The organism is Methylobacterium indicum, from assembly GCF_017347565.1.
In the GTDB taxonomy this organism is placed as follows: domain Bacteria; phylum Pseudomonadota; class Alphaproteobacteria; order Rhizobiales; family Beijerinckiaceae; genus Methylobacterium; species Methylobacterium indicum.
The window spans coordinates 4,238,866-4,258,134 of the sequence record NZ_AP024145.1; the positions used below are offsets into that span (position 1 = coordinate 4,238,866).

General features: G+C 72.0%; 18 protein-coding genes. 14 read left to right on the forward strand and 4 right to left on the reverse strand.

Features of this window, described 5'->3' with window-relative positions; genetic code table 11:
- The first annotated feature begins 195 nt into the window (after positions 1-195).
- The 3 genes from miv_RS19755 to miv_RS19765 all read left to right on the forward strand — a co-directional run bounded on the left by miv_RS19755 (position 196) and on the right by miv_RS19765 (position 4,982).
- The gene (locus miv_RS19755) at positions 196-1,479 is read left to right on the forward strand and encodes an allantoate amidohydrolase (protein ID WP_207178412.1); all 1,284 of its coding nucleotides are present in this window, start codon (positions 196-198) and stop codon (positions 1,477-1,479) included.
- Between the two features lie 69 nt (positions 1,480-1,548).
- Positions 1,549-1,962 (forward strand): DUF3830 family protein, encoded by a 414-nt coding sequence (locus miv_RS19760; RefSeq protein WP_165089608.1) that lies wholly within the window; start codon positions 1,549-1,551, stop codon positions 1,960-1,962.
- Between the two features lie 185 nt (positions 1,963-2,147).
- Positions 2,148-4,982, forward strand: coding sequence for an ATP-binding protein (locus miv_RS19765; RefSeq protein ID WP_207178414.1), 2,835 nt, complete (start codon positions 2,148-2,150; stop codon positions 4,980-4,982).
- Positions 4,983-4,992: 10 nt separating this feature from the next.
- Here miv_RS19765 and miv_RS19770 read toward each other — a convergent pair whose 3' ends face one another.
- Positions 4,993-5,874, reverse strand: coding sequence for a beta-keto acid cleavage family enzyme (locus miv_RS19770; protein WP_207178416.1), 882 nt, complete (start codon positions 5,872-5,874; stop codon positions 4,993-4,995).
- Positions 5,875-5,985: 111 nt separating this feature from the next.
- On the opposite strand from miv_RS19770, the gene miv_RS19775 reads away from it, so the two are divergent.
- On the forward strand, positions 5,986-6,936 hold the full coding sequence (locus tag miv_RS19775; protein ID WP_207178418.1) for an acetamidase/formamidase family protein: 951 nt from the start codon (positions 5,986-5,988) through the stop codon (positions 6,934-6,936).
- A 4-nt stretch (positions 6,937-6,940) separates the two neighbouring features.
- Complete coding sequence (locus miv_RS19780; protein WP_207178420.1) at positions 6,941-7,564, forward strand: flavin reductase family protein; 624 nt, start codon at positions 6,941-6,943, stop codon at positions 7,562-7,564.
- Here the strand turns inward: miv_RS19780 and miv_RS19785 are convergent.
- Positions 7,561-8,232, reverse strand: a complete 672-nt coding sequence (locus tag miv_RS19785; protein ID WP_207178422.1) for an RraA family protein — start codon at positions 8,230-8,232, stop codon at positions 7,561-7,563. The two genes, miv_RS19780 and miv_RS19785, sit on opposite strands and share 4 nt — an antisense overlap.
- Positions 8,233-8,427: 195 nt before the next feature.
- Between miv_RS19785 and miv_RS19790 the strand changes: the two genes are divergently transcribed.
- The 8 genes from miv_RS19790 (at position 8,428) to miv_RS19825 (ending at position 15,072) form a co-directional block, all read left to right on the forward strand.
- A complete protein-coding gene (locus miv_RS19790) occupies positions 8,428-9,246 on the forward strand; it encodes an SDR family NAD(P)-dependent oxidoreductase (RefSeq protein ID WP_048426304.1) in 819 nt (272 codons plus the stop codon).
- Positions 9,243-10,022, forward strand: a complete 780-nt coding sequence (locus miv_RS19795) for a 2-keto-4-pentenoate hydratase (RefSeq protein WP_207178424.1) — start codon at positions 9,243-9,245, stop codon at positions 10,020-10,022. The genes miv_RS19790 and miv_RS19795 overlap by 4 nt, the downstream gene beginning before the upstream one ends.
- Before the next feature lie 744 nt (positions 10,023-10,766).
- The gene (locus tag miv_RS19800; protein WP_420865543.1) at positions 10,767-11,585 is read left to right on the forward strand and encodes a transporter substrate-binding protein; all 819 of its coding nucleotides are present in this window, start codon (positions 10,767-10,769) and stop codon (positions 11,583-11,585) included.
- Between the two features lie 138 nt (positions 11,586-11,723).
- A complete protein-coding gene (locus miv_RS19805; RefSeq protein WP_048426307.1) occupies positions 11,724-12,380 on the forward strand; it encodes an amino acid ABC transporter permease in 657 nt (218 codons plus the stop codon).
- Between the two features lie 9 nt (positions 12,381-12,389).
- Positions 12,390-13,052, forward strand: coding sequence for an amino acid ABC transporter permease (locus miv_RS19810; protein ID WP_048426308.1), 663 nt, complete (start codon positions 12,390-12,392; stop codon positions 13,050-13,052).
- 11 nt (positions 13,053-13,063) lie between these two features.
- Positions 13,064-13,849: an amino acid ABC transporter ATP-binding protein gene (locus tag miv_RS19815; RefSeq protein ID WP_089504271.1), complete on the forward strand. Its 786-nt coding sequence runs from the start codon at positions 13,064-13,066 to the stop codon at positions 13,847-13,849.
- 19 nt (positions 13,850-13,868) lie between these two features.
- On the forward strand, positions 13,869-14,252 hold the full coding sequence (locus miv_RS19820) for a RidA family protein (RefSeq protein ID WP_048426309.1): 384 nt from the start codon (positions 13,869-13,871) through the stop codon (positions 14,250-14,252).
- A 28-nt stretch (positions 14,253-14,280) separates the two neighbouring features.
- Positions 14,281-15,072, forward strand: coding sequence for an IclR family transcriptional regulator (locus tag miv_RS19825; RefSeq protein ID WP_048426310.1), 792 nt, complete (start codon positions 14,281-14,283; stop codon positions 15,070-15,072).
- 177 nt (positions 15,073-15,249) lie between these two features.
- On the opposite strand, the gene miv_RS19830 is transcribed toward miv_RS19825, so the two are convergent.
- Together miv_RS19830 and miv_RS19835 are read right to left on the reverse strand one after the other, a co-directional pair.
- A complete protein-coding gene (locus tag miv_RS19830) occupies positions 15,250-17,631 on the reverse strand; it encodes a methyl-accepting chemotaxis protein (protein WP_207178426.1) in 2,382 nt (793 codons plus the stop codon).
- 141 nt (positions 17,632-17,772) lie between these two features.
- A complete protein-coding gene (locus miv_RS19835; protein WP_207178428.1) occupies positions 17,773-18,834 on the reverse strand; it encodes an SDR family oxidoreductase in 1,062 nt (353 codons plus the stop codon).
- A 181-nt stretch (positions 18,835-19,015) separates the two neighbouring features.
- On the opposite strand from miv_RS19835, the gene miv_RS19840 reads away from it, so the two are divergent.
- Positions 19,016-19,246 carry a hypothetical protein gene (locus miv_RS19840; RefSeq protein ID WP_048426312.1) on the forward strand — a complete coding sequence of 77 codons (231 nt, stop codon included), beginning with the start codon at positions 19,016-19,018 and terminating at the stop codon, positions 19,244-19,246.
- Positions 19,247-19,269 lie beyond the last annotated feature (23 nt).

Genomic DNA, 19,269 nt, shown 5'->3' on the forward strand with positions numbered 1-19,269 from the left:
GGGGGATGGGAGGGCGCGCCGGCGGCCGGCCCGTCGGCCGATCCAGACGCGAGACGACTGGATCATACGCAACGGAATATTGGACGTCGAGCGCAGGTGGGGGCAGGGATCGGCGCCGCGGCTCCCGCCGGGTCGCAGGCTGGACAGGCCCGCGGTCCGGCCATACCCCCGGGACATCGATCGGAATCCACGACCATGCAGCACGACCGGCCGCCTGCCGTCTCCGAGACCCCCCTCGGCGCCGCCGTGATGGCCCGCCTCGCCGACCTCGCCCGCTTCAGCGCCGATCCCGACGGGCTCACCCGCCTCTACCTCACCCCCGCCCATGCGGGGGCGGCCCGGCAGGTCGCGGCCTGGATGGAGGAGGCCGGCATGGAGGTCCGGCTCGACGCCGCCGCCACGGTGGTCGGCCGCTACGAGGCCGCCACGCCCGGCGCCCCGACGCTGCTCATCGGCTCGCACATCGACACTGTGCGCGATGCCGGCCGCTACGACGGCAATCTCGGGGTGGTGGTGGGCATCGCCGCCGTGCAGGCGCTGCACGAGGCCGGCGAGCGCCTGCCCTTCGCGGTCGAGGTGCTGGCCTTCGGCGACGAGGAGGGCGTGCGCTTCCCCGTGACCCTCACGGGCTCGCGGGCGCTCGCCGGCCTGGTCCGGCCGGACTTCCTCGACGCCCGCGACGGCGACGGGATCACCCTGGCGCAGGCCCTGCGCGACTTCGGCGGCGACCCCGACGGGCTGCCCGGGCTCGCCCGCGACCCGGCCTCGGTGCTGGGCTACCTCGAAGTGCATATCGAGCAGGGGCCGGTCCTGGAGGCGGAGGACCTGCCGGTCGGCGTCGTCACGGCGATCTCGGGCGCGAGCCGCCTCGTCGTCACGGTCGAGGGCCGGGCGGGGCACGCCGGCACCGTGCCGATGGCCCTGCGCCGCGACGCGCTCGCGGCCGCCGCCGAGATGGTGCTGGCGATCGAGGCCGAGGCGACCGCGACCCCCGACCTCGTCGCCACGGTCGGCCGGATCGAAGTGCCGCGGGGCGCCGTCAACGTCATCCCGGCGCTCACCCGCTTCAGCCTCGACCTGCGCAGCCCGAGCGATGCCGTGCGCCACGCGGCGCTGGCGCGGCTCCACGCCGCCTTCGCGCGCATCGCCGAGCGCCGCGGCGTCGCGGTCGGGGCGGCGTCGAGCTACGACGAGCCCGCCGCGTCCTGCGCGCCGGCCTTCCGGGACGCGCTGGCGGAGGGTATCGCCCGCCTCGGCCTGCGGCCCCTGAGCCTGCCGAGCGGGGCCGGCCATGACGGGCTCGCGCTCGCCGGGCTGTGCCCCATCGGCATGGTGTTCGTGCGCTGCGCCGGCGGGCTCAGCCACTCCCCGGCCGAATCGGCCGGGGAGGCCGACGTCGACGTGGCGACGCGCCTGCTCGTCGACGTGCTGCGCCACCTGCGGCCGGAAAGTCTGCGGCCCGAATCCCCGCGGACCTGACCCCGTTCTGACCCGGCCCTCGCTTCGGGGAGCGGGCCCCGTTCCACCCGCCACTCAAGGAGAGTCCCCGTGAAGGAACTGAAGATCAAGGCCGGCCCCTTCGACCTCGTCGGCCGGCTGGAGCTCGAGAAGGCGCCCCAGACCTGCGCCGCCTTCCTGAAGGCCCTGCCGTTCGTGAGCGAGGTCATCCACGTCCGCTGGAGCGGGGAGGGCGTCTGGATGCCCCTCGGCGACCTCGATTTCGGCGTCGGCTACGAGAACCACACCAGCTACCCGGCGCCGGGCCAGATGATCCTCTACCCGGGCGGCATCAGCGAGACCGAGATCCTGCTCGCCTATGGCGGCGTGCATTTCGCCAGCAAGGTCGGCCAACTCGCCGGCAACCACTTCCTCACCATCACCACCGGCATCGAGCACGTCTACGACCTCGGCCGCATGACCCTGCTCAAGGGCGCCCAGCCGATCCGCTTCGAGGCACCCTGACCCCCATCCCCTCCCCGGGCGCACCCGCGGCCGGGGAGGGGCCCGCCCGCGCCACCCCTGCAAAGGTGTCGGCCGTGTTCTGACAAGAAGGCCTTGCGGCGGGCCCGCCCGCCCCGTACCCCTTCAGGCTTGCGGCCCGCCCGGGATGCCCGTCGGGGTGCCGGACGGAGCGGGGGGCGCGAGCGATGAACCTGAAGCGGTCCTACCGCAGTCTGATCGGCGGCGTCTGGGCGGGCGTGCTGACGACCTGCCTCGGGCTCGCCACGGTCACGGTCTGGACCGACACCCGCGACTACGAGCGCACGATCCGCGACGCCCGCAGCACCGCCGAGGCGGTGGTGCAGGCGCTCGGCCAGGAGGCGAACCGCCTCGTCTCCTCCGTCGACATGCTGCTCAGCGCCGCCGCGGCGCGGGTCGACGCGCACACCTTCGGGGCGAATCCGAGCTATACCCGCCAGCTGCTCTCCGGCCTGATGGCCCACGTCCCGGCGGTGATGGGCGTGCGGGTGCTCGACGGCACGACGGCGGGCGTCTTGTACGGCCAGGGCGGCGTCGGCATCGCCGGCCGGCCGTCCGACGCCGACCTCGTGCAGTCCGCCCTGGCGATGGGCCAGTCCGAACTCGCGATCGGCTGGCCGACCCGGACCGGACCGGCCGATTCCTGGTTCGTCAGCGTCGCCCGCTTGGTGATGCCGCGCCCGGGCGAGACGCCGCTCGTCGCGGTGGCGGACCTCTCGCTCGTCGAGCTGCAGCGGCTCTACGGCCGGCTCGATCTCGGGCCCAACGGCGCCATCGGGCTCGTGCGCAGCGACGGCGTGATCCTGGTGCGCCATCCTTATGCCCCCGACAAGGTCGGCCTGAGCGTCGCCGGTGGTGCCCTGATGCGGGCGGCGGCCGGGGCGGCCAACGGCACCTTCGACGGCAGCGCCTCGCCGGTCGACGGCGTGCCGCGCTACGGCAGCTTCCAGCGCGTCGCCGGTGCCCCGCTCCTCGTCACCACCGGCGTCGCGAAGGACGAAACGCTGGCGGCCTGGCGCGAGGGCGTGCAGCAGGACGCGGCCGTGGTCCTCGGCATCAGCACCGTGCTGGTCGGCCTCGGCTTCGGGCTGACCCGGGCGATGCTGCGCCACCGCGACCTCGAGCAGGAGGCGCGCCGCGCCGCCGGCATGCTCTCGGCCGGGGAGGCGCGCTACCGGCTGCTCGCCGAAAACACCAGCGAGCTGATCGTGCTCGCCCACGACGACGGGCGGCGCAGCTACGTCTCGCCGGCGGTGCGGCGCCTCCTCGGCTACACGCCCGAGGAGGTCGTCGCGATGCGCCTGCGCGACTGCGTCCACCGCGACGACCTCGCCCTCCTGGTGACCCAGGCCCGCCGCCTCGCCGCCGGCGAGCCGCAGGTCAGCGTGGTCTGCCGCGCCCGTCACCGGACGGGAGCGTGGATCTGGGTCGAGGGGGCGTTCCGGCGCATCCCGGGGGCGGCGCCGGGCGAGCCCGCCATCATCGCGACCTTCCGCGACGTCGGCGAGCGCCAGCGCCACGCCCGCGCCCTCGAAGAGGCGCGGATCACCGCCGAGCGGGCGAGCCAGGCCAAGACCGACTTCCTGGCCTCGATGTCCCACGAGATCCGCACGCCGCTGAACGGCGTCATCGGCTATGCCGACCTGCTGCTGGCCGACCGCACCCTGCCGGGCCGGCACCGGCGCTACGTCGACCGGATCGCCGCGGCGGGCGGGGCGCTGCTCACCGTCGTCGACGACATCCTCGACTTCTCGCGCATCGAGGCCGGCGGCATCGCCTTGTCCGAGGTGCCCTTCGCCCCCGCGGCGCTCGTGGACAATGCCGCCTCGATCGTGCGCGGGCTGTCCGAGCCCAAGGGCCTCGCCCTCGACGTCGCGCTCGATGCCTCGGTGCCGGACTGGGTCCGGGGCGATCCCGACCGCCTGCGCCAGATCCTGCTCAACCTCCTCAACAACGCCGTCAAGTTCACCCCCGCCGGCCGGGTCGCGGTGCGGGTCGAGGCGGAGGAGGGGGCGTTGCGCTTCTGCGTCAGCGATACCGGCATCGGCATCGCCCCCGAACAGCACGGCCGCCTCTTTCAGCGCTTCAGCCAGGTCGACGGCTCGATCCGGCGGCAATACGGCGGCAGCGGGCTCGGCCTCGCGATCTGCAAGGGCCTCGTCGAGCTGATGGGCGGGGCGATCGGCGTCGAGAGCCGGCCGGGGGCGGGCTCGACCTTCTGGTTCCGGGTGCCGCTGCCGGCCTGCCCGGCCCCGGCCGCCGAGGCCGCGGAAGGCCGGCCCGAGCCGGTGCGCCCGGCCCGCCTGCTCCTCGTCGAGGACGTGCCGATCAACCAGGACCTCGCCCGGGCGGTGCTGGAGGCGGACGGCCACAGCGTCGACGTCGCCGGGGACGGGGCCGCGGCGATCGTGGCGGTGCGGGCCCGTCCCTACGACCTCGTGCTGATGGACGTGCAGATGCCCGGCATGGACGGGATCACCGCCACGAAGGTGATCCGCGGCCTGCCGGACCCCGTCGGCACCGTGCCCATCGTCGCGATGACCGCCAACGTGCTGCCGGTCCAGCTCGAGACCTTCCGGGCCGCCGGCATGGACGGCCATGTCGGCAAGCCGTTCAAGCGCGCCGAGCTCGCAGCGGCGATCGCCCGCCACCGCGCCGATGGCGGCGGGCCCGCCCCGCTCCCGGCGCTGGTCGATTTCGAGGCTTTCGCCGCCGCCCGCTCGCTGATGGGGCCGGAGCGGATCGACGGCCTGCTCGCGATGCTGGCGACGGAGCTCGAGCAGCGCTTCCGCGCCCGCTCCGGCGACCGCGCCGGCCTCGCCCGGGACGCCCACGCAATGATCTCGGCCGCCGGCCTCCTCGGCTTCACCGGCCTGTCCGACCTCTGCCGCGAGATCGAGGGGGCCTGCCTGTCGGGCGCCGACCTGCCGGACCTCCAGCGCCGGATCGAGGCGGCGCGGGCGGCGGCGCTGGCGCAGATCGAGACGCTGCGGGCGGCGTGAGAGCGGAGCGTCAGCCCGCCCGGTCCCGTGCCGCCAGATCCCGCCGCACCGCCTCCGCCCCCACCACCGTCCCGCCGGCCGCCTCGATCGCCCGGCGTGCCGCCGCGACCCAGGCCCGGTTGCCCTGCGGGCTTCCCCAGGGGGCGTCCTCGAGCCCGACCCGGACGTGGCCGCCCCGCGCCACCGCCGCCGGCACCAGGGGCAGGATGTCGACGCCGAGACCCGCCACCATCCAGGGCGCGCCCGGTGCGCATTCGGCGAGCAGCGCCAGATGCGCATCGAGATAGGCCGGCCGGGGCGGGAAGCCCCATGCGAACTCGTCCGAGAACATGAAGCGGTAGACCGGCACGGGCGGGCGCGGCTCCAGGGCGGCGAGCGCCGCACCCAGGCGGGTGAAGCCCGGCTCGTAGATGGCGTAGCCCGGCCGGATCCGGTGGGTGCGGGCGATGCGCAGGCCCTCGCGGATGTCGGGCATCGGGTTCTGGTAGATGAAGCCGCTCTCCGGCTCCGCGGCCTCGTCGTGGCGCAGGAAGGTGGTGGAGCCGGGATCGCACACCGCCCACTCGATCAGCCCGCGCCGGGCCAGCTCCTCGGTATGGGCGTAGCGGCTCGCCGCGCTCGCGGCGTAGTCCGAGCCGGCGAGCGGGATCGTCGGATAGACGATCACGTCGGCCTTCGCCCGGATGCCCTCGATGATGCGGGCATAGGTCTCCCAGGCGTCGTTCTGGCGCTCGGTCCGCGGATCGTAGGCGTGGACGTGGACGATCGCCGCCCCTTCCGCGGCCGCGGCGAGCCCGTCGGCCACCACCTCCTCGACCGTGATCGGGATGCCGGGCTGGCGCTCGCGCCCCCACGGCCCGTTGAGCGCCGCCTCGATCCAGATCTGCGCCATCGCGCGCCTCCCCCGATTTTGTCGGCATCATGCGCCGGCGGCACGCCGCTGTCTTCTCTCGCGGCTCGGCTCTTGCAGGCGATAAAGGGCTAACGCTCCCGGGAGGATCCCATGCCGACGCACCACGAGATCCCCGCCACGCCCGACACGATGGTGCTGGGCTACTTCGATGCCGCCCTGCCGCCGGTGCTGACGGTGGAATCCGGCGATACGGTCACGCTGCACTCGCACCCGGCCGGCGGCCGGGCCTCGCTCCATCCCGATCCCGCCCGGCACCCGGCCGACTACCTCGCGGCGCTCGACGCGCTCTCGCCGGGCCTCGGGCCCCACTTCGTCACCGGGCCGGTCCATGTCCGCGGCGCGGTACCGGGCGACGTGCTCCAGGTCGACATCCTCGACCTGCAGTTCCGGATGGACTGGGGCTTCGTCGCGATCCTGCCGCTGCTCGGCACCCTGCCGGACGAGTTCACCGACTACGAGACCATCCATCCGGATATCGACGTCGCGCGCGGCGTCGCGGTTCTGCCCTGGGGCACCGAACTGCCGCTCGATCCGTTCTTCGGCATCCTCGCCACCGCGCCGCCGCCGGCCTGGGGCCGGGTGACCTCGCCGGTGCCGCGCCGCTTCGGCGGCAACATGGACAACAAGGAGCTGAAGGCCGGCACAACCCTCTACCTGCCGGTCCTCGCCGACGGGGCGGGCTTCTATGCCGGCGACGGCCACGGCGTGCAGGGCGACGGCGAGGTCTGCGTCACGGCGCTGGAGACCGGGCTCACCGGCACCTTCCGGCTGACGGTCCGCAAGGACCTGTCCTTCGACTGGCCCTTCGCCGAGACGCCGACCGACCTGATGTCGATCGGCCTGCACGAGAGCCTGGACGAGGCGATGCGCCAGGCGGTCCGCGAGATGATCCGCCACGTCTGTGCCCGCACCCGCCTCACCCGCAACCAGGCCTACATGCTGTGCTCCCTGGCCGGGAACCTGCGCGTCACCCAGACGGTGGACGGCAACAAGGGCGTGCACATGCTGCTGCCGAAGAGCGCGTTGCCGGACGTAGGATGAGGGCATGGACCTCCGCTTCGACGACCTCGCCCCCCGCGATCGCTACCGCCTGCTCACCGCCCTGGTGACGCCCCGGCCGATCGCCCTCGTCACCACCCGCTCCGCGGCCGGCACCGACAACGCGGCGCCGATCAGCTTCTTCCAGGTGCTCGCCGAGGAGCCGCCGGTCGTCGCCTTGAGCTTCAACCTGCGCTCCGACGGCACGCTCAAGGACACGCCCCGCGCCATCGCCGAGACCGGCGAGTTCGTGGTCAACCTCGTCGACGAGGGGATGGTGCCGGCGATGACGGTCTGCGCCGCCGAGTTCCCGCCCGGCGAGAGCGAGATCCCGGCTGCGGGGCTGACGCTACTCCCCTGCACCGGCGTGCGGCCTCACCGCATCGCCGAGGCACCGGCGAGCCTCGGCTGCCGCACCCACACGGTGATCGACCTCTCCCCCGAGCGCCGCATCGTGCTCGGGCAGGTCGTGTCGCTGCACGCCCGGGACGACCTCTTCACCCCGGACGGGCGCCACCTGCGCGAGAACGCCTTCCTGCCGGTGGGCCGGCTCTACGGCGACCTCTACGTCCGCACCGGGGACCGCTTCGCGGTGCCCCGGGTCACGGTCGAGGAGGCGAGGGGAAGTTAGCCCCCCACCGCGTCCGGTACCCCGAACACCGCGAGCGTGGTCTCGCCGGCCGAGAGGCGCTTCTCCCAGCCGATCTCGGCCTGCGCCCGCTCCTCGGCCTTCGCGATCAGGCCCTCGGCGGCGTCCCGCGGGATCACCACGACGCCGTCGTCGTCGCCGAGGATCAGGTCGCGGGGGTGGATTTTGGCGCCGCCGATCGTCGCCGGGGCGTCGACGGTGCCGCCGTCCTTCGAGGCCGGGCCGCGGGCGGTGACGTGGCGGGTGAACACCGCGAAATCGCCCCAGCCGCCGAGGATGCCGGTGTCGCGCACCGCCCCGTCGGCGACGAGGCCGACGATCCCCTTGCGGCGCGCCGCCGTCGACAGCAGGTCGCCGATCATCGCGACGTCGCTCCTGCCCCCGGCATCGATCACCACCACGTCGCCGGCCTGCGCCACCGCGATGGCGTGGTGCACGGCGCCGTAATCCTTCGGATCGCAGACCGCCGTCACGGCGCTGCCCAAGAGCGTCGGGCCCCCGGCGATGCGCCTGAGTGGCCGGATCGCCGGATCGACCTGGGTACGGCCTTCCAGGAGATCGACCACCACCGCCACCGGCACGGAGGCAAAGCGCGCGATCAGGTCGGCGTCGAGGCGGGGCGGGGTCTTGGCGATGATGCGGGTCGGCATGGCGTCTCCTCTTCCGGCCGTCCTGGTTTCGCGGGCGTCTCGGCCACGCGGGCGTCTTGGCTTTGCGGGCATCCTGGCTTTGCAGGCGTCTTGGCTTTGCGGCCGGTCCCCGATCTCTATAGGCTGCCCGGCAACGCGCCGACAGGCGCGACGACACGAGGGCCCCCGCGCGAGGGGCACCGGGGGAGGAAGACGATGGGGGAGGGCGGATACGCTCCGGGCGTGCGGCGGCTCGAGGGCAAGGTCGCGCTGCTGTTCGGCGCCGGCTCGTCGGGGCCGGGCTGGGGCAACGGCAAGGCCGCGGCGGTGACCTTCGCGCGCCACGGCGCCCGGGTGGTCTGCGTCGACCTGCGGCGCGAGGCGGCCGAGGAAACCGCCGAGATCATCCGGCGCGAGGACGGCGCGGCGACGGCCGCGGCCTGCGACGCCACCGATTCGGCCGCGGTCGCCGCCCTCGTCGCCGAGGTGATGGCGGCGCAGGGGCGCATCGACGTGCTGCACAACAATGTCGGCTACGCCCAGATGGGCGGGCCGATCGAGCTGACCGAGGCCGAGTGGCACCGCGCCCTCGACCTCAACCTCACCACCTGCTTCCTCGCCTGCAAGCACGTCCTGCCGCACATGCTGGCGCAGCGTGCCGGCAGCATCGTCAACATCTCGTCGACGGCGGCGATCCGCTACACCGGCTACCCTTATGCCGCCTATTACGCCGCGAAGGCCGCGGTGAACAACTTCACCCTCGGGCTCGCGCTGCAATACGCGCGCGACGGGATCCGGGTGAACGCGATCATGCCCGGGCTGATGAACACGCCGCTGATCCACCAGCAGATCTCCGGCCAGTACCAGGACCCGGACGAGATGGTGCGGGCCCGCGACGCCGCCTGCCCGATGGGCCGGATGGGCACCGCCTGGGACGTCGCCAACGCGGCGCTCTTCCTCGCCTCCGACGAGGCGGCCTACATCACCGGCGTGGCGCTGCCCGTCGATGGCGGCCTGACCGGGAGGGCCGCATGACGGAACAGGCCGTCTCCGACCTGCTCTGGGACCATTGGCGCGAGGGCCGCCTCCTCGCCGCCTTGCCGCCGGACCTCGCCCCCGCCGACCGCCACGCGGCCTACCGCATCCAGGCCCTGCTCGAGCCGCGCAGCGCCGAACCCCTCTACGGCTGGAAGATCGCCGCGACGAGCCTCGCCGGCCAGCGCCATATCGGCGCCGACGGGCCGCTCGCCGGCCGGCTGCTCGCCGAGCGCGTTCTCTCGCCGGAGGACGTGGTGCCGCTCGCCCACAACCAGATGCGGGTGGCCGAGCCCGAGGTCGCGTTCCGGATGGGGGCCGACCTGCCCCCTCGCGCGGAGCCCTATACCGTCGCCGAGGTGATGGCGGCGGTCGACACCGCCCACCCGGCGATCGAATTTCCGGACTCGCGCCTCGCGGCGTTCGAGCGGGCCGGCGAGGCGGCGCTGATTGCCGACAACGCCTGCGCCCACCTCTTCGTCCTCGGTCCCCCGGCGCCGGAGGGCTGGCGCGCCCTCGACCTCGCCGCCATGCCGACCCGGATCGGTGCCGAGGGGAGGGCGCCCTATGAGGGCCGCGGCGGCAACGCCCTCGACGATCCGCGGCTCGCGCTCGCCTGGCTCGCCAACGCCCTGTCGGCGCAGGGGCTGACCCTGCGCCGGGGCCAGGTCGTCACCACCGGCACCACCACGGTCCCGCTGCCGGTCGAGGCGGGCGACGTGGTGCGGGCGGAGCTCGGGGGATTGGGCGCGCTGACGGTGCGGGTCGGGGCGTAGCTTCAGGGTTCGGAGGGCCGAATCCATCGGTCTTCAGGCGCATGACGGGCCCTGCCTTCGATGGCGGCGGCCGGCCTGCATCGCGTGCGCGCCTGCCCGGATGTCGGCCCTCATGGTGCGGCGTCCCGCCCGCTGTTCTACCCCCACGCACGGTCGGACGTAGACCTGTCCGAGCGGGCCGGACGCGTTCCACGATCCGGCCGGGAGGATGTTCGTCGCGCGCGTCGAGGCGGCGGCCTGCCCATCGCGCGACAAGGATCGCCCCGTAGCGTCGCGACCCGTTCCACGACGCGTGGGACGGGCCGGTCGGATGCCGGCGATTCGCGCAATGCCGAACGCGTTTCGTCGAGCGAAGCTGCCCGGATCCGCGGAAGATCGGCGAATCCATCACAGGTCGGGCCGAGACCCGATCGCGACCCCATCGCTGCGCGCCTGCCGAAGATCGTGCGGCGCGCGGAAACACGATCGGTGCCAAGGAGGGGCCAACCCTCGCATCGCCCCCCGCGCTTCTGCTCGGAACGTCTGCCGCGCCTGTTGGCCCGCTTCCCGCTCGGACGGTCATCGGACGGCGAGATCGACGGCCAATGCCAGCATCTCTGGGTCACCTCGTACGAATCTCCCTTCACAAAGCCAGTTGACAAACAAGAAGGCATGCCTGTTGATAAGGCATTCCGCTATTGCGGTCATGTGTCCGCTATAAGGGACATCATCGTGGTGAGAATGGCGATGGATGCGAAGGCTGTCATGCTGGGGCTCGCGACGGTTGTGTCCGTCGCCCTTCTTCCGAACGCGGCCTCGGCGGCCAAGCTCGAGAGCGTCCTGGCGCGCGGGACGCTGGTGGTCGGCACCGGGTCGACCAATGCTCCCTGGCACTTCAAGGATGCCGGCGACACGCTCCAGGGCTTCGACATCGATATGGCGAAGATCGTCGCCAAGGCGCTGTTCGGTAACGCGGACAAGGTCAAGTTCGTCATTCAGTCGTCGGACGCGCGCATTCCCAACATAACAACCGGAAAGGTGGATATGACTTGCCAGTTCCTGACCGTGACGGGAGAACGCGCCCAGCAGGTCAATTTCACCATTCCCTATTATCGCGAGGGCGTCGGCCTGATGCTGAAGCAGGGAGGGTCCTACGCGGATTACGCGGCCCTCAAGTCGGCGGGCTCCTCCGTGACCGTCGCGGTGCTGCAGAACGTCTACGCCAAGGCGCTCGTCCAGAAGGCGCTGCCCAAGGCGACGGTCGACCAGTACGAGTCGCAGGACCTTCTCTATCAGGCGCTGCAGTCGGGCCGTGCGGATGCCGCCGCCACCGACCAGTCCTCCATCGCCTGGTACGTCACGCAGAATCCCGGGCAATACAAGGATGCCGGCTACAACTGGAGCCCGCAGACCTATGCGTGCGCCGTCGCCAAGGGCGATCAGGACTGGCTCAACTTCGTCAACACCGCGCTGCACGAGGCGATGACGGGCGTCGAGTTCGATACCTATGCCGCGTCCTTCAAGAAATGGTTCGGCAAGGATCTGCCCCCGCCGGCGATCGGCTTCCCGGTCGAGTTCAAGTAGGCGCTCCGCGCGAGACGTCCGTGGCGCGGGGAAAGCCACGGCGCGCGCGAGCGAAGAGCCGTCGGGGGGCGGTCCGGCGGCCCGGACGCCCTCGACGGGCCGCCCCGTCCCGCCCCCTCCGTCACGCGAGCGATTCCGATGGGATACACCCTGAATTTCGACGCCGTCTGGCGGAACTTCGACGACCTCCTGTGGGGGCTCGGCCTGAGCCTCCTCCTCGCCGTCACGGCCATCGGCATCGGCTGCCTCCTCGGCCTCGTCCTCGCCTTCGGCCGGATCAGCCGATCCCGGCTCCTGTCCGTTCCCGCGAACGCCTACGTCACGCTCCTGCGCAACCTGCCGCTGCTCGTCCTCGTGCTGTTCTCCTTCTTCGCGCTGCCCCAGCTGGGCCTGCGCCTGTCGAAGCAGAACTCGTTCGTGCTGGCGCTCGCGCTCTACTCGGCCGCCTATCTCGCCGAGGTCTTTCGCGGCGGGCTTCTCGGCGTACCGCGCGGGCTTCGCGAAGCGGGCCTCGCCATCGGTCTCACCGAAGGCCAGATCCGCCGACGCATCACCCTGCCGGTGATGTTTCGCGCCGTCCTGCCCGCGCTCGGCAGCACCTTCATCGGCCTGTTCAAGGATACCTCGCTCGCCGCGGCGATCGCCGTGCCCGAACTCACCTTCGAAGCACGCAAGATCAACGTCGAGACCTTCCGGGTGATCGAGACCTGGCTCGTGGCGAGCGGTCTCTACATCGCGACCTGCTCGATCCTGGCCGCCCTCCTGCGCCGCGTCGAAGCGCGCCTCGCCATCTGAGGGAAGCCCGTGAACGCCCCTCCCTCCTTCGTCGACATCGTCTGGATCGCGCGCTGGCCGCTCCTCTACGGGCTCGGCACCACGGTCGCCGTGTCCCTGCTCGCCATCCTGGGCGGGACGGTGCTCGGCACGCTGCTCGGCCTCGCGCTCACCTACGGCAACCGCGTCGTGCGCCTCCTCGCCCGCGCCTACACCGACATCGTGCGCGGCACGCCGGTCCTCGTCCTGGTGCTCGCCAGCTTCTACATTCTCGGCACGGTCGGACTCGACCTCTCGGCCTTCCAGGCGGGCGTCCTCGCGCTCACCCTCTTCTGCGCCTCGCATGTCGGCGAGATCACGCGCGGCGCACTTCAAACGCTGCACAAGGGGCAGACGGAAGCCGCCAAGGCGATCGGCCTGACCTTCGGCCAGACCTTCCGTTACGTCCTGGGACCGCAGGCGCTGCGCCTCGCGCTGCCCCCGCTCGTCAATACGGCGGCCGAGATGGTGAAGGCTTCGACGCTCCTTTCCGTCATCGGTGTGGCGGAACTGCTCCTGCGCACGCAGGAGGTCATCTCCCGCGCCTTCCACAGCCTCGAATTCTATCTTCTCGCCGGCTTTCTCTACTTCGTCGTCAACTACGCCATCGAGCGTCTCGGCCGTGCCGTCGAGCGCCGGGTGAGCGTCCAATGAGAGGCGCGCCCATGACCGCGAACCTTGTGACCGCGAACCTTCTGGAGATCCGCGACCTGCGCAAGAGCTACGGTTCGGTGGAGGTGCTCAAGGGCGTCGATTGCGACGTGAGGGCCGGCGAGGTGATCTCCATCATCGGCTCGTCGGGGTCCGGCAAGACGACGATGCTCCGCTGCATCAACATGCTGGAGGAGTTCCAGGGCGGCACGATCCGCATCGACGGCGAGGAGATCGGCTTCACGACCAGCGGCGGCCAGCGCCGGCGCAAGAGCGACAAGGACATCGCCCGCCAGCGGGCGCTGACCGGCATGGCCTTCCAGCAGTTCAACCTCTTCCCGCACATGACGGCGCTCGAGAACGTCACCCTCGGTCTCGTCCTGGTGCGCAAGATGGGGCGCGACGAGGCGCGGGCGCTGGGCGAGACCTGGCTCGACCGGGTCGGCCTCCTGTCGCGCAAGGACCACTACCCGTCCAAGCTCTCGGGCGGCCAGCAGCAGCGCGTCGCGATCGCCCGCGCCATCGCCATGAGCCCGCGCCTGATGCTCTTCGACGAGGTGACCTCCGCGCTCGACCCGGAACTGGTCGCCGAGGTGCTCCAGGTCGTGCGCACGCTCGCCGAGGACGGCATGACGATGATGCTCGTCACCCACGAGATGCGCTTCGCCTACGAGGTGTCGAGCCGCGTCATCTTCATGAATGGCGGCCGCATCGGCGAGGAGGGCAACCCGCGCGAGATGTTCGCGGCGCCGAAGACCGAGCGCCTGGCCGCCTTCCTTCAGTCTTCCCGCTTCAACTGAGAGAACAGGATCCCGACGCATGACCCTCAAGCGTTATGGTGCCGGCGAGACGGGGGCCGGCGGCAAGCCGCTGCCCTTCGCCCGCGCCGTGGAGGCCGACGGCTGGCTCTACGTCTCCGGCCAGGTGGCCATGGAGAACGGCGAGATCGTGCCGGGCGGCATCGTCCAGCAGACTCGCAAGACCATGGAGAACCTGATCGCCATCCTCACCGAGGCCGGCTACACGCTGGAGGATGTCGTGCGCGTCGGTGTCTGGCTGGACGATCCCCGAGACTTCTGGAGCTTCAACGGCGTCTATGCCCAGTACTTCGGGGATCATCCGCCATCTCGCGCCTGCGTGCAGTCGTCCATGATGGTGGATTGCAAGGTCGAGATTGACTGCGTCGCCTACAAGCGGAAATAAGCCCGGAGGCGGACGGAACGGGGACCGAATGGACAAGCGCGCGGACGAGACCGCCAACCGACGGGCGCGCGGGCTCGACCGCGCGTTCGACATCCTCGACGCGCTTCGCGAGGCGGGCCGCCCGCTCCGTCCCAACGAGATCGCCTCCGCCCTGGCGGCGCCGCGATCGACCGTCTACGAGATCGTCGCGGCGCTCCTGAAGCTCAGCGTGCTGGAAGCGGCGGATGCGGAGGGCCGGGTGTTCCTCGGCCGCCGCCTCTTCCTCTATGGCCAGGCCTACGGCCAGCACTCCGACCTGCCGAGCCGCGTCGCAACGGTGCTCGAGCGCCTGGCGACCGAGACGCACGAAACGGCGCAGTTCTGCCTGCTCGACGGCAACAAGTACACGGTCGCCATGATGCGCGAGGGCTCGCGGCCTTTCCGGATCTCGTCGAGCCTCGGCGAGCGAACCCCGATTCCCTGGACGGCGTCGGGCCGGCTCCTCCTCGGCCATCGCGACCTCGAGGAGATCCGCGCCTTCGTGCCGCCGGACGATTTTCGCCTGCCCTCCGGCCAATGGCTCGATCCGGCCGAATTCGCCGCGCAGGGCCGCCGGGCGGTGGCCGACGGCTATTTCACGTTCGATTCGATCGTCGACAGCTACACCCACTGCTTCGCCGTTCCGATCAAGCGCGCCGACGGGACGGCCGCCGCGACGCTCTGCCTCGTCGCTCCGAGGGCCGATGCGCTGCGCAATCACACGGACTACCTGGCGCGACTCCGATCGGCCGCGGCGTCGCTCGAACCGTCCTTCGCCGGCGACGCGCCCGGGAGCACCTGACGGTAGGGCCCGAACGCGGGGAGGGAGAACGTGGTGGGGATGGCCTGAGCGTCCTGGGCACGCGCTGCCAGGGCCAGGGTCTCCGCCGATATCCTGGCCGTAGGCGCGGCCGCAATGAGAAAGGGGGATGCGGGCCAGCCGCATCCCCCTGTTCGTCTCGAGTGCTTCGGATCCGCGTCAGGCCGCCTTCACCCCTTTCAGGAACACCGCGACCTCGCGCTCCAGCTCGCCGGCATAGCGGCCGAGCCGGTCGGCGGCGCCGAGGACTTCCGCCGCGGCGGCGCCCGTGCTGCCGGCCTCGCGCTGCACCGCGCCGATGCCGGCGGTGACGGCCTGGGTGCCCTCGGCGGCGTTCTGGACGTTGCGGGCGATCTCCTGGGTCGCCGCGCCCTGCTGGTCGACGGCGCCGGCCACGCCCTCGGCGATCTCCGACATCCGTTCGATCACCCCGGAAATGTCCCGGATCGCCTGCACGACGCCGCCGGTGGTCTCCTGGATATGGCCGATCTGCTGGGCGATCTCCGCGGTGGCGCGGCTCGTCTGGCTCGCCAGCTCCTTGACTTCCGCCGCGACGACCGCGAAGCCGCGGCCCGCCTCGCCGGCCCGGGCCGCCTCGATGGTGGCGTTGAGCGCCAAAAGGTTGGTCTGCGAGGCGATCGAGGAGATCAGCGCCACGATGTCGCCGATCTGGTCGGCGGACTTCACCAGCCGCTGCACCGTCTCGTCGGTGCGCCGCGCCTGGTCGACCGCGTCGCGGGCGATGTCGGAGGACTGGGCGACCTGGGCGGCGATGCCGCCGATCGAGACCGAGAGCTCCTCGCTCGCCGCCGCCACCATCTGGACGTTGGCGAGCGTCTGCTCGGCGGCGCCCGCCACCTCGGCCGAGCGGCCGTTGGTGGTCTCGGCGGCCTCGGTCATCGCCCGGGCGGTCGCCTCCATGCCGGTGGCGGCCTCGCCCAGCGTCTCGGTCATCGCCACCACGTTGGCCTCGAACGAGCGCGTCACGGCGTCGAGGCGCGCGGCGCGCTCGGCCTTGGCGGCGGCCTCCGCGGCGGCGGCTTCGTCGGCGTCCCGCTTGGCGAGCAGGGCTTCGCGGAACACCCGCACGGTGGCCGCCATGGCGCCGATCTCGTCGCGGCGTCCCTGCGCCGGCACCTCGGTGGCGAGGTCGCCGTCGGCGAGCTGGCGCATCGCGCCCGAGAGCTGGTCGACCGGCCGGGTGATGCCGCGCCCGATCAGCAGGGCCAGGCCCGCCCCGATGGCGCAGGCGAGCGCCACGCCGCCGGCGAGCAGCCACAGCGCCCGGTCGCGCTCGGCGGCGAGCTGGGCGAGTTCTCCGGCGCCGATGCCCTCGGCGGCCGAGACGAGCTCGCCCGAGCGCCGGTCGAGGTCGGACAGGATCGTCGCCTGGGCGTCGTTGGCCTTCACGATGGCGGGAATGCTGTCCTTGAAGGCCCGCACCTTGGTGTTCAGGTCGCGCAGCACCGTCTGCGAGGCGGCGTCGATGTCGCCGTACAGGATCGTCTCGGCGTGATCGATGAGGGCGGCCGCCGTCGCGTCGAGGGCCTTGGCGGCCTCGGCGTCGCGGGCCAGGATCAGGCGCTGCTCCAGGGCCTGCGCCTCCTTGGCGGCGGTGATCGCCTTGCCGCTGGCGACGAGCAGGCTCGTGCCCGAGGCGACCCGGTCCTGCTGCTGGCGCAGCGTCACCTGGGCGGCGGTCTGGGCGTTGTTCTGCGCCTGCTCGACCTGACCGAGTCCGATGATCAGGGCCCCGAACATCGGCCGCAGCTCCTCCTGGCGCGCCTCGCGCTCGGCGGGCGTGACGGGGGCGTCGAGACGGGCGCGGTAGGCCTCCAGGGCGACCCTGGCGGGCTCGACCGCGTCCATCGAGGTCATGGCGGCCAGCCGCCGGATCAGCACCGAGACCGAGTTCGCCTTGGCCTCCATCTCCATCCGGCCGTCGTCGTTGTCGCCGGTGAGGACGCCGACCTGGAGCGCCTGCAGCTCGAGGGCGGAGCGGATCGCGTAGGAGACGACCACGCCGGTATTGTAGGCGGTCTTCTGGTCGGCCAGGGCGCGCTCGAGGTCCTTGCCGGCCTGCGCGAGCTGTCGCTCCTGCGCCGCGCCGATGCCGGCCACGGTGGTCTGCAGCTCGGTGATGAGGGCGGCATGGCGGTCCTGGAGCGAGCGCGTCTCGGCCTTCTGGGTGCCGAAGGCCTTGATCGCGGCCTCGAACCCGTCGAGGGCCGTGCCGATGCCGGAGGCCGAGGCCTGCGCCGCCGGATCCCCCGCCAGCCGGCCCGAGAACGACCCGGCGCTCTCCCGCACCCGCGCGATCGCGGCCCGCAGGGCGTCCTCCCGGCGCGCATCCTCGCTCTTCAGGGCCCGGTCGGTGGCCAGCGCGAGATCGCCGATCTCGCCCGCCAGCGTCTGGGCGGCGTTGGCCGTGTCGACCCGCCGGGCGAAGCCCGTCAGGGTGTGCCAGCCGATCGCCGCAACCGCGACCGTCAGCAGGAGGATCAGCCCGAACCCCCCAAATACGCGCGCCCTGATGGACATTCTCTCAGATCTCCTCGTCGCGAAAACGCTAACGGTGAGATCTGAAGCAATTCCTACTATAGGTGCACAACCTGGGATTGATCATGCATTTTCTTGCTTTGTCAGCGCCCGGCCGCTGCGTGCGGCCGGGCACCGGGAGCGTCAGGGAATCAGGCGGTCGGCCCGCAGGCGCTCGAACAGATCCTGGAATGCATCGTCGGTGGGCTGGTAGTCGAGGAAGCCGAGGCGGCGGCTCTTGCCCATGTCGGTCACGACCTCGATCGGGCGGCCGAGATCCGCGTCGGTGTGCCAGGGCGAGGCGAGACGATCGAGGCGCGGCTCGGCGAGGCCGTGCCTGTTCGCGATCTCGGCCCAGAGCGGGCCGTCTTCCGCCATCTGCTCCTCCAGCGGCCGCACGGTCCCGTCGAAGGGCGCCGGCTCGATCCCGAACCAGGCCGCGATCCGGCCCCACATCCAGCTCCAGCGGAAGACGTCGCCGTTCACCACGTTGAAATCTTCGTTGGCGGCCTGCGGCGCGGTCGAGGCCCAGAGCAGGTGGCGGGCGAGCAGCCGGGCATCGGTCATGTCGGTGAGGCCGTTCCACTGCATGGCCGAGCCGGGGAAGCGGAACGGCCGGCCGGTCTCGCGGCACAGCGTGGCGTAGACGGCGAGCGTGGTGCCCATGTTCATCGCATTGCCGACCGCCTTGCCGATGATCGTGTGCGGACGGTGCACGCTCCACGAGAACCCGTCGCGCCTCGCCGCCGCGAACACCTCGTCTTCCTGCGCGTAGTAGAAGTTCTCGACCGGCAGCCGTCCCTGCTCCTCGCGGAACGGGGTCTGGGGGACCGCGCCCTTCCCGTAGGCCTCGAACGGCCCGAGATAGTGTTTGAGGCCCGTCACCAGGGCGGCGTGGCGCAGGGTGCCGGCCGGCCGCAACGCGTCGAGGAGGTTGCGCACCATCGCGCCGTTGACCCGGATCATCTCGGCCTCGGTCGGCCGGCGCATCCAGGTCGCGAGCACCAGCCGGGTCGGCCGGTGCGGGGCCAGGGCGGCGCGCAGGCTCTCCGGGTCCTGCAGGTCGGCGGCCACCGGCGTGACGCCCTCCTGCCCGGTCGGGTTGCGGGCCAGCCCCAGCACCGTCCAGCCCGCCTCCCGCATCGCCGCCGCCGCGGCGCTGCCGACGATCCCGCTGGCGCCGGCGATCAGCACGGTCTCCGTCATGTCCACGTCCTCTGTGAGAGCTTTCTGGCCGAATAACGCGGAGGGGGCGGATGGGTCCCAAACCGCCTCCGCCGCGCCCTGCCCGCTGCTGCAGGCGGCTTCCGAAACGCTCGAATGCGAGCGATCCACCACACACTGTCTTCACGCGGCCACGGCAGGCTCTGCACTTGAGGAGAGTACGATGATTGATGCCGTCCGCACCGCGACTTTCGGTCTGCTCGCTGCATCCCGCCAGTTCGATGCAAGCGCCGGGCGCATCGCCCGGGCTGGGACGGGTCCCGGTTCCGACGAGCCCGACCTCGCCACCGCTGCGGCCGATCTGGTCAGCGCCCGCCTGCAGGTCCGTCTCAATGCCGCGATCCTCGGTGCCGCCGACGACGCAACGAAACGGCTCCTCGACATCAGGGCATAACTTCTTCGCCTAGGCCGCGGCCC